The 14062-nt window shown below is 70.4% G+C and carries 8 protein-coding genes; 3 read left to right on the plus strand and 5 right to left on the minus strand.

Going from position 1 to position 14062, the window contains the following annotated elements; translation table 11 throughout:
- Positions 1 to 1698: 1698 nt before the first annotated feature.
- From AB0O15_RS02170 to AB0O15_RS02185, 4 genes are all read right to left on the minus strand, one after another.
- Positions 1699 to 4086 (minus strand): carboxypeptidase regulatory-like domain-containing protein, encoded by a 2388-nt coding sequence (locus AB0O15_RS02170; RefSeq protein ID WP_364312839.1) that lies wholly within the window; start codon positions 4084 to 4086, stop codon positions 1699 to 1701.
- Positions 4087 to 4203: 117 nt separating this feature from the next.
- Positions 4204 to 4641: a VOC family protein gene (locus AB0O15_RS02175; RefSeq protein WP_364312843.1), complete on the minus strand. Its 438-nt coding sequence runs from the start codon at positions 4639 to 4641 to the stop codon at positions 4204 to 4206.
- 39 nt (positions 4642 to 4680) lie between these two features.
- Positions 4681 to 5031 carry a hypothetical protein gene (locus AB0O15_RS02180; RefSeq protein ID WP_364316967.1) on the minus strand — a complete coding sequence of 117 codons (351 nt, stop codon included), beginning with the start codon at positions 5029 to 5031 and terminating at the stop codon, positions 4681 to 4683.
- 1 nt (position 5032) lies between these two features.
- A complete protein-coding gene (locus tag AB0O15_RS02185) occupies positions 5033 to 5641 on the minus strand; it encodes a UDP-N-acetylglucosamine 2-epimerase (RefSeq protein WP_364312846.1) in 609 nt (202 codons plus the stop codon).
- A gap of 326 nt (positions 5642 to 5967) precedes the next feature.
- Between AB0O15_RS02185 and AB0O15_RS02190 the strand changes: the two genes are divergently transcribed.
- From AB0O15_RS02190 to AB0O15_RS02200, 3 genes are read left to right on the plus strand one after another with little or no spacing between them, the layout of a single operon-like run.
- Positions 5968 to 6573, plus strand: a complete 606-nt coding sequence (locus AB0O15_RS02190; RefSeq protein WP_364312848.1) for a hypothetical protein — start codon at positions 5968 to 5970, stop codon at positions 6571 to 6573.
- Between the two features lie 22 nt (positions 6574 to 6595).
- Positions 6596 to 8494: a flotillin family protein gene (locus AB0O15_RS02195; RefSeq protein WP_364312851.1), complete on the plus strand. Its 1899-nt coding sequence runs from the start codon at positions 6596 to 6598 to the stop codon at positions 8492 to 8494.
- Positions 8491 to 13314: a DNA repair ATPase gene (locus AB0O15_RS02200; protein ID WP_364312853.1), complete on the plus strand. Its 4824-nt coding sequence runs from the start codon at positions 8491 to 8493 to the stop codon at positions 13312 to 13314. The genes AB0O15_RS02195 and AB0O15_RS02200 overlap by 4 nt, the downstream gene beginning before the upstream one ends.
- 13 nt (positions 13315 to 13327) lie before the next feature.
- Here AB0O15_RS02200 and AB0O15_RS02205 read toward each other — a convergent pair whose 3' ends face one another.
- Positions 13328 to 14029 carry a hypothetical protein gene (locus AB0O15_RS02205; protein WP_364312856.1) on the minus strand — a complete coding sequence of 234 codons (702 nt, stop codon included), beginning with the start codon at positions 14027 to 14029 and terminating at the stop codon, positions 13328 to 13330.
- Positions 14030 to 14062: the final 33 nt, after the last annotated feature.

Here is a 14062-nt window from a genome sequence, read left to right on the forward strand (position 1 = left end):
ACCCATCGCGCCACCTCGGAGCAACACGACCGCCCGCCGCCACCCACCACTCACCCGACGCGCCGCCGTCAGCCACCGCCGCGTGCCCACCGACGTTCCCAGCCGCATCCCGGCCGCTGCTCGACATGTGTTCGCGTCCGCCCGCGGGTGCTTCCCGGCCGCTCATCGGCGCCGATCGAGGCCACCCAGCGAGTGCCGCGCGCCCGGTGCGATCGGCGAGCATCCCGCTCCCGATCAACGCGGCGGCGCCGTCTGGTGACGCCGAGCGCGCGAAGTCCGCTGTGGCCGCCGCTTCCATTGCGGCGAAGCCATCCCCGGCCGCTCAACCCCAAGACGGAACGGCCGCCGAAAGACCCCTCCGAACACCAGGAATCCCGGAACAAGATGCGGCGGCAACCCGCTGTCCGCCTCGGACGCCTCACCACCCGAGCGAGGCGACAACGGGTCAGCTTCAGAGCCGGACGACATACATTCTCCGATCGCGGGGGGGTTACGACGGGAACCGAATCTTGACTCGCCCACACCCTCCACGGCGACACTTCAAGGCTTAATTTTCCTTGAAAAGCCTCTACGTAGCCGCCACATCCACACCAGGTTGCCAAACTCCCACCCGGTAACCCTCCGTTGTGGCCACCCCACCACCGCACCAAGACGCGTCCGCGCGACCGCGCCGATCAGCTAGGCACCTCCGTCGTCGCGCCGCGCCGCCGCGCCGATCAGCCAGGCGCCTCTGCGCCGACCGGCCGAGGCGCCTCCGCACCGCCGCCCAGATCCAGCGTTCCGCCGGGCGGCCGCGCAGATCGGCCGCCGTACCGCCGTACCGCCGCTGACCAGAGAGCTTCGGGTGGAAATCTGCTGCATCGCTCGCGCTAATCATGGATGGAGCTTCAGGCGCATCAGGCACCCGACCTGCCCGCTCGCCCTCCCTGCCGCCGCTCACTCTCCTACCGAGCCGCGCAGCAGCAGAGCCGCGGGCCATGTGCCGTCCGCCCCTACCACCCCCGCGAACAGTGGTAGAGCATCACGGCATTACGGCCCCGAATACCGTCAGGACCTACCACCGCCACGAACAGCGGCAGAGCATCACGGCATCGCGGCCCCGAATACCGTCAGGACCTACCACGACCGCAAACAGTGGTAGAGCAACACGGCACTGGCCGCCCGGAAACCGTCAGGACCTACCACCGTTGCTGGGCAGCCAGAGTGAGTGGCGGCAGCGAGGGTGAGCGGGCAGCCCGGGCGCATGGCAACCCAGCTCAGCCCACGATCAGCGCGAGGGCCGGCACCCAGCGAAACCAGGCACCGACGCGACGGCCGGCATCGACGCGAAACCAGGCACCGACGCGACGGCCGGCATCGACGCGAAACCAGGCACCGACGCGACGGCTGGCACCGACGCGAGATCAGGCACCGACGCGAGGGCCGGCACCCAGCGAGGCGGGCACCACCGCGGCCCGGCGGGCGCAGATGGCCGGACCTTCACCCTCAAAGCTGTCCAAAGCCCCGGCCTCGCAAAGCGCGAGCGAAAAACGAAAATCGCCCCGCGCACCGCCACCTGCCCCCGCCCTGTGGGTGGGCGTTGAATGTAGCCGTCAAATGTGACGATCCATGACGTTATCCACAGGCACTCGTAAACAAAGAGAAGGGGCGAGCCGCCGAAAACCCCCGGCGCCCCGCCCCTCAGCAAACCAATGTGGATCAGCGACCAACAACCAAATCCACCACCGTGCCACTCCGAGGAACCGGGATCTTCACCGCCGACCCCAAATCCACCGCGTCCACATAAAACCCTCGCTGGTCAACCCCAGCCTCATCGTCATAGACACTCCACCCGAGCTTGATCTGCTGCCCCGGCAGAACAGCCATGCGATACCCCCCGTCCGAAGCCTCAGAGCCGTCGAACTCAGCCAGCTGATCCCCGGTAGCCGCATTGAACGCCGTGAGATTCCAGCGCGCGGTGGGCAGCCCGGGCGCCACCGCCACGGTTCCGGTCACGGGCACACCGGGCTGCAGGGCGATGTCGTAGGCGGCGGTGGCCCCGGCGGTCACCGCGATGGCGGCGGCCTGGTTGCGGTTGGCCGTGTTGCCCGACCACTGGCGGGGGTGGGTGCCGGTGGTGAAGATGAGGGGCCATGCGTACGGCCCCAGGCGCCCGATCGTGTAGCGGCCCTTCTCGTCGGTTTCGACGTCGTTGGAGCCGCCGACCCGCAGGCCCCAGGCGCTGTACGCCACGTTGGCCCCGGGGAGGGGTGCGCCGTTTTCGTCGGTGACCGTGCCGGTGATGGCGCCTGCCTTGTCGAGGCGTACGTCGGGGGTTCTGGCGACTTTGCCGGGCTTGACGGTGATCTTCGCGGCGAGTTTCTGTTCGCCGGTGCCGCCGGTTGCCCCCAGCCACTGGTGGCCGTAGCCCTCGGGGGCGAAGACGAAGACCTGGTAGGTGCCGGGCGCAGCGGCTTTGGTGGTGATTTTGCCGGCGATGTTGGTGCATTCGCCGCCGCCGTCGCCTACGCCGCCGTTGGCCGGCTTGATCAGGACGAGGCAGGCGCGCCGCAGGGGTGTGCCGGTGGCGGCTTCGACGGCTGAGGCGGTGACCTTGCCGCCCAGGGTCAGCGGGACGGTTATGGCGGTGTTCTGGCCGGCGGTCAGGGTCACCTCGCGGGGCGCGTCGGCGGACAGGTAGAAGCTGCCGTCGGGGGTGCTGAAGCTGAGGTGGGCCGGGCCGGCGGCGAGGTCGTTGACGACCAGGTCGCCGGTGGCGGCGCAGTCGCTGGTGTCGGGGCCGGAGACCATGACGCAGACGCCGTCGACGGGGGCGCCGGTGGTGGCGTCGACGGGGTGCACGGTGAGGGTGGCGCCGGGGAGCCAGGTGTCGTCGACCGTGACGGCGTGGCCGGAGGCGACCGTGATCAGCTGGGCGTCGTCACGGGTGGTTTTGCCGTACGCCCATTGGGTTCGGTTGCTCTTCTCCTTGGTGAACGACACGGCGTAGCCGGCGGGGCGGACGCCGGGGATGGCCCAGGTGCCGTCGGCCTGGGTGACGGCTTCGCGGCCCTCGTCCCATTCGTCGCTCGCGACCTGGGCCCGCACGGTCACCCCGGCCACGGGGGCGCCGCCGGTGTCGACCAGCTTTCCGCTCAGCGAGCCGTTGGTGACCTGCCGGTCGTCGGCGACCGTGTGTTCGCTGCCGACCACGGTGAACGTGGTGGCCAGGGCCGGGTCGGTGGTCTCGTGCATCCACTGCAGGGTGTCGGAGCCGTCGGCCCGCCAAGCCACCTTCCAGCGGCCGGGCAGGAGCTGGGGGAAGGCCCAGGTGCCGTCCTCGGCGGTCCACTGGAGGGCGAGGGGGCTGTCGCCGCCGGGGCGGTAGAGGCCGACCTCGGCGTTGACCAGCGGCTCGCCGGTGGCCGTGGTGATCGTGCCGCCGAGCGAGCCGCTGGTCAGCAGCGTGTCGTCGGCCGTGGTGGTCTGGCCGGCACGGACCACGATGGTCTCGGCTTCGGCGGGGTCGGTCTTGCCGGGCCACCACTGCTGGACGGCGCCGCGCTGGAGGTCGAGCTTGTATTCGCCCTCGGGCAGGTCGATGGCGAACCGGCCGTTCTCGTCGGGGCTGGCCGACGAGACCGCCAGCGGGTCGTCGGCGCGGGTGATGGTCGCGGTGTATTCGACCGAGGGCTCGCCGTTCGGCTCGCGGACGGTGCCGGCCAGGGTGCCGACCGGCACCTGCTGCTCGTCGACGGTGAGCGTGGCGCCGTCGCCGAGCGTGAACGTGGTCGCGGCGTCGTAGGTGAGCTTGCGTTGCGCCCACTGGATGATGCCGTTGGTCTGGAAGACCAGACGGATCGGGCCGGCGGGTACGTTGCGGAAGGTGTACCGCCCCTGGGCGTCGGTGTTCCCGTCGCGCAGCCAGGTGTAGTCGTCGTCCCAGACCTGCACGTACGCGTCCCGGATGGGTGCGCCCGCGTCGGTCGTGTAGGTGCCGGTCATGGTGCCGCGCCCGGCGGCGAGGGCCGGGGCGGCGAGGACGCCCACGAGCATGAGGCCCGCGGACGCGGCAGCACAGAGGCGTGCCCGGAAGGCAAGGGTCATCGATGGTTCCTCGGTCGGAAGAGTGCATGGCCGACCAGAGGTCACACCCGTTGTGCACCCCCGTGCGCCATGCGGTGAGCGGATCATAGCCGCACGTCGATGGCCTGTGGGGGATGATCAACTGAGGCAGAACTCGTTGCCCTCGGGGTCGGTCATCACGAACCACGAGAACGGCCCCTGGGAGTGGCTCGACTGATATGCCGCGCCCCGGGCGACCAGCTTGTCGCGCTCGGCCTCGCGCTGCTCGTCGCCCACCCAGACATCCAGGTGTACGCGGTTCTTCACGGTCTTGGCCTCGGGCACGATCTGGAACAGCACGCGCTGGGGCCGGCCGTTGGGCAGTGGGTCGGGGTGACGGATGCCGGCCCCGATCGCCCACACCAGCACCCCGTTGTGGGTCTTGGTGTCTTCTTCCTTGGCCAGTCCTCGGCCGACGAGATCTCTGATCATCGCCTCGTCGGACGGCTCGACCTGCCAGCCGAGGGTCTCGGCCCACCAGTCGGCCTGGGTGTGTGGATCGGTGGAATCGACGACGACCTGGAAGTTGTAAGTCATCCCTCGAACCTAGCCAGCGGGTGTGACAGAAACCGCCGGTCAGTTCAGGTAGAGCCCGGGGAAGTAGCGGTCGATCGCGACCACGTCGTAGACCTGCCGGATGTGCGTGATCCGGCCATCCTCGACGGTCAGGAACTCGGCCACCCGGGCGGTGCCGAACGGCGCCACCAGATCGTAGATCAGGGCGGCGCCATCCGCGCGTCCGGCCTTGGCCACCACGGTCACCGAGTCGGCGAAGACGGCGACCCGATGCAGCGTCTGCACCAGTTCCTCGTCGTCGACCGGGGCGTCCAGGTTCCACTCGACGTCGACATCCGGCGCCAGCACCTGGCGTACGCCGTCCCGGTCGTCCCGGATCCACGAGTCGGTGTAGAAGTCGATCACGTCCATGTCAGCCACCGAACCGCACCGCCGCCGGGGGGACGGTCACCGGCATCGGCGCCGGCCGGGGTGCGAGCCCGGCCACCGAGGCGACGGCCTGCGCGGCCCGGCGCGGCGCGAGCGTGTCGTCGCCGCTGATCATCAGGTCGCCCGCCGGCACACCCTCGTCCAGCAGGTTCATCGCGTCGACCGGGTGGGCGACCAGATGCACCCGGGCCACCTGGGTGATCAGCCGAGCATCCGCTTCATCACCATCAACGGCGGAGTCGCTTCGTACGCCGGCGCCGAGATGGGCGACCGGGATGCCGCGCCACGCGGCGGCCAGCGCGGCGGACAGACCGGCCGGGTCGGACCCGGCGACCAGCACGGCGGTCGGCGCGCGGTTGGCCCACATCCGGTCGAAGCGGGCCAGCAGCGCGGCCGCCGGCCCGGCCGGCAGGGTGAGGTCGGCGACCAGGTCCAGGTCGGCGAACGCGGTGCCGACGGCGCCCGGGTCGGCGCCGGCCACGACCAGCACCGGGACCAGCAGGCCGGCCAGGCGCATGGCCTGGGCCACCGGTCCCAGCGCGGTCGCGGTCGCGGTCCGGCCGGCGACAACATGGATCTCGGGGAGCGCCATCGCGGTAACCGTCTCCTCAACCTCAGGGCTCGCACGACCTCCGGTGTCGCGTCACAGATCGGCCAAAACCTAGTCAGCTACTCTGCGTGAAACAAGGTCCGTGACCGAACGATCGCCAACACTGGCTCATCGGCCCAGCTCATCGCGCTCAACCAGGCGCAAACGCCGAGGATCTGCCCATCACGGTGAGTAGTGCATAGTCCGAACAGATGACCATTTGTGGTCGAGGGCGGGGCTGCGCGTGATTGACCCCGGCTGTCATCATCAGAGTCACCTCAGGGCGGGCGGCCCGGAGGACATCTCGGCAGGCGGGGGCGGGTTTGTCCATGCGTGGGTTCGTCGAGGCTGCGATCAGCTTCCCCACCGTGGTGTTCACGCCGTTGCTGATCGTGGTGATCGGCTACTGGATCGTCGTGATCGCCGGCGGCGCCGACCCCGACACCGATGTCGACAGCGGCGAAGCCGGGGACGGGCCGCTCGCGTTTGTGGGGCTGTCGGGCGTACCCATGTCGGTGGTCTTCTCGCTCCTGGTGTTGTTCGCCTGGTTCGGCAGCCTGGCCGGGGCGGAACTGCTGACCATCCCGCTCTGGATCGTCCTGGTCGCGGCCCTGGTCGCGGCGTTCATCATCACCCGCGTCCTGGTCGCGCTGCTGGCCCGCGTGTGGCCGAACGGACCGTCCGCCTCCCGCGCCGACTTCATCGGGCTCACCTGCGTGATCCGCACCGGCACGGTGACCCGCACCTTCGGCCAGGCCGAGGTGCACGCCCCGGACGGGTCGTCGGCGATCGTCCAGGTCCGCCAGACCGGCGCCGACACGCTCACCGCCGGCAGCCGAGCTCTGCTCTACGACGTCGATGTCGAGGGCGAATTCTTCTGGGTCGTCCCGGCCGATGTCGCGCTCCGGCCGGATGAGCCCGAAAACCCCCGCTGAACCGAAACAAAGGGAATAGCCCATGGATGTGATCACCACCGGCTTCGGCATCGTGGTCGCCGTAATCGTCCTCGTCGTCCTCGGCGTGCTGTTCTTCCTCAGCCGCATGTTCCGCAAAGTGGAGCAGGGCAAGGCCCTGATCGTGTCGAAGGTGCGCCGGGTGGACGTCACGTTCACCGGCGCGGTCGTGATGCCGGTTCTGCACAAGGCCGAGACCATGGACATCTCGGTGAAGACCATCGAGATCACCCGGACCGGGCGTGAGGGCCTGATCTGCAAGGACAACATCCGGGCGGACATCCGGATCACGTTCTTCGTGCGGGTCAACAAGACCACCGAGGACGTCATCAAGGTGGCCCAGGCGATCGGCACCGAGCGGGCCAGCAGCGAGTCCACGCTGCAGGAGCTGTTCAACGCCAAGTTCTCCGAGGCGCTCAAGACGGTCGGCAAGCAGCTCGACTTCGTCGACCTCTACACCCGGCGCAACGACTTCCGCGACCAGATCATCGACGTGATCGGCACCGACCTCAACGGCTACAGCCTGGAGGACGCGGCGATCGACTTCCTCGAGCAGACGCCGCTGAGCTCGCTCGACCCGAAGAACATCCTGGACGCGCAGGGCATCCGGAAGATCACCGAGCTGACCGCGATCGAGGCGGTGAAGACCAACGACTACCGGCGCAACGAGGAGAAGGAGATCACCCGCCAGGACGTCGACGCCAAGGAGACGATCCTCGAGCTCCAGCGCCGGCAGGCCGACGCGGAGATCAAGCAGCACCGCGAGATCGAGACCATGCGGGCCCGCGAATCGGCCGAGATCGAGCTGGTCCAGGCGCAGGAGCGGCTCAAGGCGCACGCCGCCGCGCTGCGCACCGACCAGGAGCTGGGCATCCAGCGGGAGAACCTGCAGCGTGAGGTCGCGGTGGCCGAGAAGAACCGCGAGCGGGTGATCGCCATCGAGACCGAGCGGATCGAGAAGGACCGCATGCTCGAGGTGGTCATCCGGCAGCGCGAGGTCGAGCTTTCCACGATCGCCAAGGACAAGGACCTGGAGACCGAGAAGCGGGCGATGGCCGAGGTGGTCCGGGAGCGGGTCGCGGTGGACAAGACCGTGGCCGAGCAGGAGGAGAACATCAAGCGCCTCCGGGTCGTCGAGGAGGCCGAGCGCACCCGCCAGGCGGTCATCATCGCGGCCGAGGCCGAGGCACAGGAACACCTGGTCAAGGACATCAAGGCGGCCGAGGCGGCGGAGACCGCGGCCGGCTTCAAGGCCCGCGAGGCGATCGTGCTGGCCGAGGCCCGGCAGCAGGCGGCCGAGCTGGACGCCCGCTCGAAGATCCGGCTGGCCGAGGGCACCCAGGCCGAGGCGGCCGCCGCCGGCCTGGCCGAGGTGCAGGTCAACGAACGCAACGCCGAGGCGATCGAGAAGGTCGGCCGGGCCGAGGCCACCGTGTCCCGCGAGAAGGCGCTGGCCCAGGCCGAAGGCCTGCGCGAGAAGCTCAAGGGCGAGGCCGAGGGCCTCACCGACAAGGCCGCCGCGATGGCCGCGCTGGACGACGCGTCCCGCGGGCACGAGGAGTACCGCCTGCGGCTGGAGATGGAGAAGGAGATCCGGCTGGCCGGCATCAACGTCCAGAAGGACATCGCCGAGCAGCAGGCCATGGTGGTCGCGGCCGGCCTGGCCAAGGCCGACATCGACATCGTCGGCGGCGACTCGGTCTTCTTCGACAAGCTGCTCGGCTCGATCACGATGGGCAAGAGCATCGACGCGCTGGTCGGCAACTCGACCGTGGCGACGACCCTGGTCGAGAACGGTGACCTGAGCAAGCTGGTGGGGTCCGCGACCACCGCCGACCTCAGCAACACCGCGCTGGCGGCCTACCTGGTGAAGCAGCTGCAGACGGAGAACGGCGAGAAGTGACCCTCGACGCCGGGACTTATGAGGTCCTCCAGAAAAGGCTCGGCGAACAGAGCGCTGAGCTGGCGCAGCGGGCCGAGGCCCTGAACGAGCGGCGGATCAGCACGTTCGGCGGTGCCGAGCTTCGGCTGCTCGGCACCGAGCGGATCCGCACCGAGAACAACTGCGTCCCGCGGGACGTGGCGCAGGTCGGCGGCGCGATGCTGTTCGGCTACAACGTGTTCATCGGCCTGCGCTCCGAGACCACTGTGGACGACGTGTTCGCCGTGCACGGGTTCTCCCGGGACGGCGACGCGTTCCGCTTCGAGCCGTCGTCGAGCCTGCCCGGGCTGCTCACCGATCCCGGGTTCCAGCGCGACTTCGGCGAGATGTACCGGTACTACCAGCAGGCCAAGCTCCTCCAGCTGCGCCGGCTGGAAGGGTTGCTGCTGGCCGTCTTCCAGACCGGGCCACGGGCCGACGACCTGCGCGTGCTGCGCTGGCGGGTGGACACCGGCGGCAAGGTGTCCTATCTGGACAACCGGGGCGAGCGCGACCACGTGTTCCCGCCGGCGCACGACTTCGAGTGGATCGAGACCACCCGCGAGCAGCACGTCCAGGGCAAGCACCCACACATCTCGATCGACGACGCGGTCTTCGTCGAGACGGTCGGCGGCACGCTGACCATCAAGGTGGAGAACAACACCTCGGACGGCGAGGGCATCTACTCGGAGCCGGTCGACGAGCCGTTGCAGAGCCTGGCCGACGCCGACGTCCGGTACACCCGGATCGGCCCGCTGATCCTGCTGAAAGTGTTGCCGTACAAGGAAACGACGTACCGCTACCTGGTCTTCAACACCCGGACCCGGGACGTGGTGCGGCTGGACGGGATCGGGCAGGCCTGCCAGCGGCTGCCCGAGGACCACGGGATCATCTTCCCCGGCGGCTACTACCTGGCCACCGGTGTGCACAAGACATTCGACGCGGACGTGTCCGATCTGGAGTTCGAGCGGACCCTCCGGTCGGTGAACGGCGAGGACGTGCTCTACGTCTTCCACGCGCGGGTGGCCGGGGCCTATCTGCTGCTGCCGTACAACATGATTCGTAAGCAGGTGGCGACGCCGATCCCGTGCCACGGGTACTCGCTGTTCGACGACGGGACCCTGGTCTGCTTCCGGGAGATGTCCGACGAGCCGGCCCGGGTGCACCCGATGCAGGTGTGGCGGACGCCGTTCGTCTCCGACACGTACGCGGCCCAGCAACCGGTCGGCACCGGCCCGCTGGAGCGGATCGGCAACGCCGAGCTGGTCCGGGGCATCTCCGAGTGCCTGTCGGTGGCACGGATGACCGACGAGATGGCGCCCTCCGGCCCGGTCTTCGAGGCGATGGTCGCGGCGTGCACCCGGATCTTCGACCACTACCACTGGCTCGGCGAGGCCGACCTCGGCGATCTGCGTACGCCGCTGTCCGAGGTCCGGGCCACGGCCGCGCAGGTGCTGGACGAGTTCGAGACCGTTCAGGAGCTGACCGCGCAGGCCGCGTCGTCCGTGCAGGATGAGGCCACCGAGGTCGAAAGCCTGATTCGCCGGGTACGCGGGGAGACGCCGACCGGCACCGACGGCTGGGTCGCCCAGCTGGCCGAACTGCGCCGGCACCAGGGCAAGCTGGTCGGTCTGCGCGAGATGCGGTTCGTCGACGTGGCCCGGCTCGACGAGCTGGCCGGCCAGGTCTCCGCCGAGGTGGACGCGACCGCCCAGCGCGCGGTCGACTTCTTCCAGCGGCCGGACGCGTTCACCGGCTACCAAAGGGTGGTCGACGACCTGGTGACCGAGGCGGGCGGCATCGCCACGGTGGCCGCGGCGGCGCCGGTGGCCGAGCGGGTCACCGAGCAGTCCGACGGACTCCAGGTGGTCACCGGGGTGATCGGCGGGCTGGACATCGCCGACGCCACCGTCCGGGTGGCCATCCTGGAACGCATCGGCGAGGTGCTCGGCGGCCTCAACCGGGCCCGCGCCACCCTGGACGCGCGCCGGCGTGAGCTGTCCGCGGTCGAGGGCCGGGCCGAGTTCGCGGCCGAGTTCGCCCTCCTCGGGCAGGCGGTCAGCAGCGCGCTGGCGACGGCCGACAGCCCGGAGAAGTGCGACGAGCAGCTGGCCCGCCTGATGCTCCAGATCGAGGCGCTGGAGACCAGGTTCGGGGACTTCGACGACTTTCTCGATCAGCTCGGGGCCAAGCGCACCGAGGTGTACGAGGCCATCGCCGGCCGTCGCCAGTCGCTGCTCGACGAGCGGGCGCGGCGGGCCGACCGGCTGGTCGACTCGGCCCGGCGGATCCTGGACGGCGTGCACCGGCGGGTCGCCTCGCTGGACAGCGTCGACGAGGTCAACACCTACTTCGCCAGCGACCCGATGGTGAGCAAGCTGCGCTCGCTGGCCGGCGAGCTGCGTACCCTCGGCGACTCGGTCCGCGCCGAGGAGCTGGACGGCCAGATCAAGGCCGCGCGGCAGGAGGCCGGGCGGGCCCTGCGCGACCGGCTCGACCTGTACACCGACGGCGGCAACACGATCCGGCTGGGCAAGCACGCGTTCGCGGTGAACACCCAGGCGATCGACCTGACCCTGGTTCCGGACGGGGAAAGGCTGGCCTTCGCGGTCACCGGCACCGACTACCGCGCGACCGTGCGGGACGCTGCGTTCGAGCTGACCAGGCCGTTCTGGGACCAGCCGCTGATCTCCGAGACGAAGACCATGTACCGGGCCGCGCATCTGGCGGCGGCGGTGTACGCGGCCGACCCGGCCGCGGCGGCCGCGGCGCTGCCCGAGGGCACGCTGCGCGATCTGGTGCGGCGGGCGGCCGAGGCGCGCTACGACGAGGGGTACGAGCGCGGCGTGCACGACGCCGACGCGGCCCTGATCCTGGGCGCCCTGATCCGGCTGCACGCCGGCGCCGGCCTGCTGCGGTACCGGCCGTCGGTCCGGGCCGCGGCCCAGCTGTTCTGGGCCTTCGGGACCACCGAGGAGCAGCGCCGGCTGTTGTCCGTGCGGGCGACGTCGCTGGTCCGGGCGCGGGACGCCTTCGGCGCCAGCGAGGCCCTGCGGGAGCTCCAGGCCGAGATCGGGGAGTACCTGGTCGAGGAGCTGGCCGCCGAGCCGGCCGGGTTCGTCACCGGCGCCGGCGCGCGCACCCTGCTGGATCGCTTCCACCGGGCGCTCGGCGGTGGCCAGGCGCCGGCCGCGCGGCAGTTCGCCGACGATCTGCGGACGCTGGAGGACGACCTCGATTCCCGCCGGAAGATCGTCGAGGCCTGGCTGACCGCGTTCCTGGCCGCCACCCCGGACGCGGGCGCCGAGGCCGATCTCCCCGAGGCGGTGGCGATCGAGCTGACCGGCACCGCGATCACCCGCTACGACTCGTCGGCGGCGACCACCGAGACGGTCACCGGCCTGCTCGGGGTGCATCCGACGATCAACGGCGGGTCGTTCACCGTACGGCTGGAAGACCTGCTCGCCGACGCGCGCGAGTTCCGGGAGGAGCGGGTGCCCGCCTACCGCGCTTACCAGAAGCAGCGGTCGGCTCTGGGCGCGGCCGAACGTGCCCGCCTCCGGCTGGACGAGTTCAAGCCGCGGGTGATGACCTCGTTCGTCCGCAACCGGCTGCTGGACGAGGTCTACCTCCCGCTGATCGGCGACAACCTGGCCCGGCAACTGGGCGCGGCGGGGGACGCGAAGCGTACCGATCAATCAGGTCTGCTGCTCTTGATCTCACCGCCCGGTTACGGCAAGACGACGCTGATGGAGTACGTCGCCGACCGCCTCGGGCTGGTCTTCGTCAAGGTCAACGGCCCCGCGCTGGGGCACGGGGTGACCTCGCTCGACCCGGCCGAGGCGCCCAACGCCACCGCGCGGCAGGAGGTCGAGAAGATCTCGTTCGCCCTGGAGATGGGCAACAACGTCCTGCTCTACCTGGACGACATCCAGCACACCTCACCCGAGCTGCTGCAGAAGTTCATCTCGCTCTGTGACGCGCAGCGGCGGATGGAGGGCGTCTGGGACGGCCGGACCCGCACCTACGACCTGCGGGGCAAGCGCTTCGCGGTGTGCATGGCGGGCAACCCGTACACCGAGACCGGGCAGCGCTTCCGGGTGCCGGACATGCTGGCCAACCGGGCCGACGTGTGGAACCTGGGCGACGTGCTGGCCGGCCGGGAAGACCTGTTCGAGCTGTCATACCTGGAGAACTCGCTCACCGCGAACCCGGTGCTCGCGCCGCTCTCCGCCCGCGACCGGGGTGACCTGCCGCTGCTCGTGCGGCTGGCCGAGGGTGACGACGCGGTCCGCCCGGACCAGCTGTCCCACCCGTACTCGGCCGCCGAGCTGGAACAGATCCTGTCGGTGCTGCGGAAGATGCGCCGGGTGCAGCGGGTCGTGCTGCGCAACAACCAGGCGTACATCGCCTCGGCCGGGCAGGCCGACTCCTCCCGGACCGAACCGCCGTTCCGCCTCCAGGGCTCGTACCGCAACATGACCAAGCTGGCCGAGCGGATCGTCCCGGTGATGAACAACGAGGAGCTCGAGGCGGTGATCGACGATCACTACCTGGGCGAGGCGCAGACGCTGACCACCGGCGCCGAGGCCAACCTGCTCAAGCTGGCCGAGTTGCGCGGGCGGCTGACCCCGGAGCAGGCCGCCCGCTGGGCCGACGTGAAGGCCGCCTACCTGCGTGAGCTGGCGCTGGGCGGGGCCGAGGACGACCCGATGACCCGGGCCGTGGGCGCGGTGGGCCTGCTCGCCGACCGGGTCGGCGGGGTCGAGGACGCGATCAGCAAGCTGCGTCCGCTCGACTGAGGCGTACGGCCGCCTACTGCCGGTCCTGCCGGAGCAGGGTCGGGTCGTCGCGGAGCAGGGCGGCCAGTCGCTTGGCCGCCTGCTCGGTCTCCTGGGTGTCGACGTCACGCAGCGGGATCGGCTCGGGCAGCGGTGTCAGGCCGCCGTTCTCGGGCTCGGGCTCGGGTTCGGGGGCGGCCTGGCGTGGCGGCGCGTACTGCGGCGGGACCCGCGGCGGCGGGGTGGGCGCGAACGGGCTGCGGAACTGGGCCGCGTCCAGGGTCTCGGTGTGGTCCTCGTCGTAGCCGGCCGGCTGCGGGTGGGGGTAGCCGCCGGGCATGTCGTAGCCCGTACCCGGGTCGTAGCGGTCTCGATCGTCGTAACTCACATGCGCCGTGCGGGGCTCGGGCGGCGGTGGGGCGACGGTGTGCTCCTCGGGATCGAGGTCGAAATCGGCGTGCCGGTGAGCGGCATCGCCGGCCCGCGCCGCCACCGACTGGTCCGCGGTGACCCGGACCGTGCCCTCCTCGACGTAGAAGTGGAGCAGCGTCGGGTCACCGACACCCTCGACCCCGACCGTCACCTCGAGCTTCGGGTTCCGGCCGACAACCGTGGCGATCGCCTCGACCAGTTCCTGCACCGCGAGTGGGGTGGCATCCGCCTCCCCGGTCGCCCGCCGACGCAGCTCGTCACGACGCGCGAGCTTGTCCAGCGCGTCGTCCAGTCCGCCTCGCACGACTCCGCCCCTCCGTCTGGGATCTGCCCGGTA

This window comes from Actinoplanes sp. NPDC089786, from assembly GCF_040684855.1.
Lineage (GTDB): Bacteria > Actinomycetota > Actinomycetes > Mycobacteriales > Micromonosporaceae > Actinoplanes.

Bases quoted from the DNA above. Each gene is read 5' to 3' on its own strand.
- AB0O15_RS02170 (WP_364312839.1), bottom strand. From the start codon at position 4,086: ATGACCCTTGCCTTCCGGGCACGCCTCTGTGCTGCCGCGTCCGCGGGC.
- AB0O15_RS02175 (WP_364312843.1), bottom strand. From the start codon at position 4,641: ATGACTTACAACTTCCAGGTCGTCGTCGATTCCACCGATCCACACACC.
- AB0O15_RS02180 (WP_364316967.1), bottom strand. From the start codon at position 5,031: ATGGACGTGATCGACTTCTACACCGACTCGTGGATCCGGGACGACCGG.
- AB0O15_RS02185 (WP_364312846.1), bottom strand. From the start codon at position 5,641: ATGGCGCTCCCCGAGATCCATGTTGTCGCCGGCCGGACCGCGACCGCG.
- AB0O15_RS02190 (WP_364312848.1), top strand. From the start codon at position 5,968: ATGCGTGGGTTCGTCGAGGCTGCGATCAGCTTCCCCACCGTGGTGTTC.
- AB0O15_RS02195 (WP_364312851.1), top strand. From the start codon at position 6,596: ATGGATGTGATCACCACCGGCTTCGGCATCGTGGTCGCCGTAATCGTC.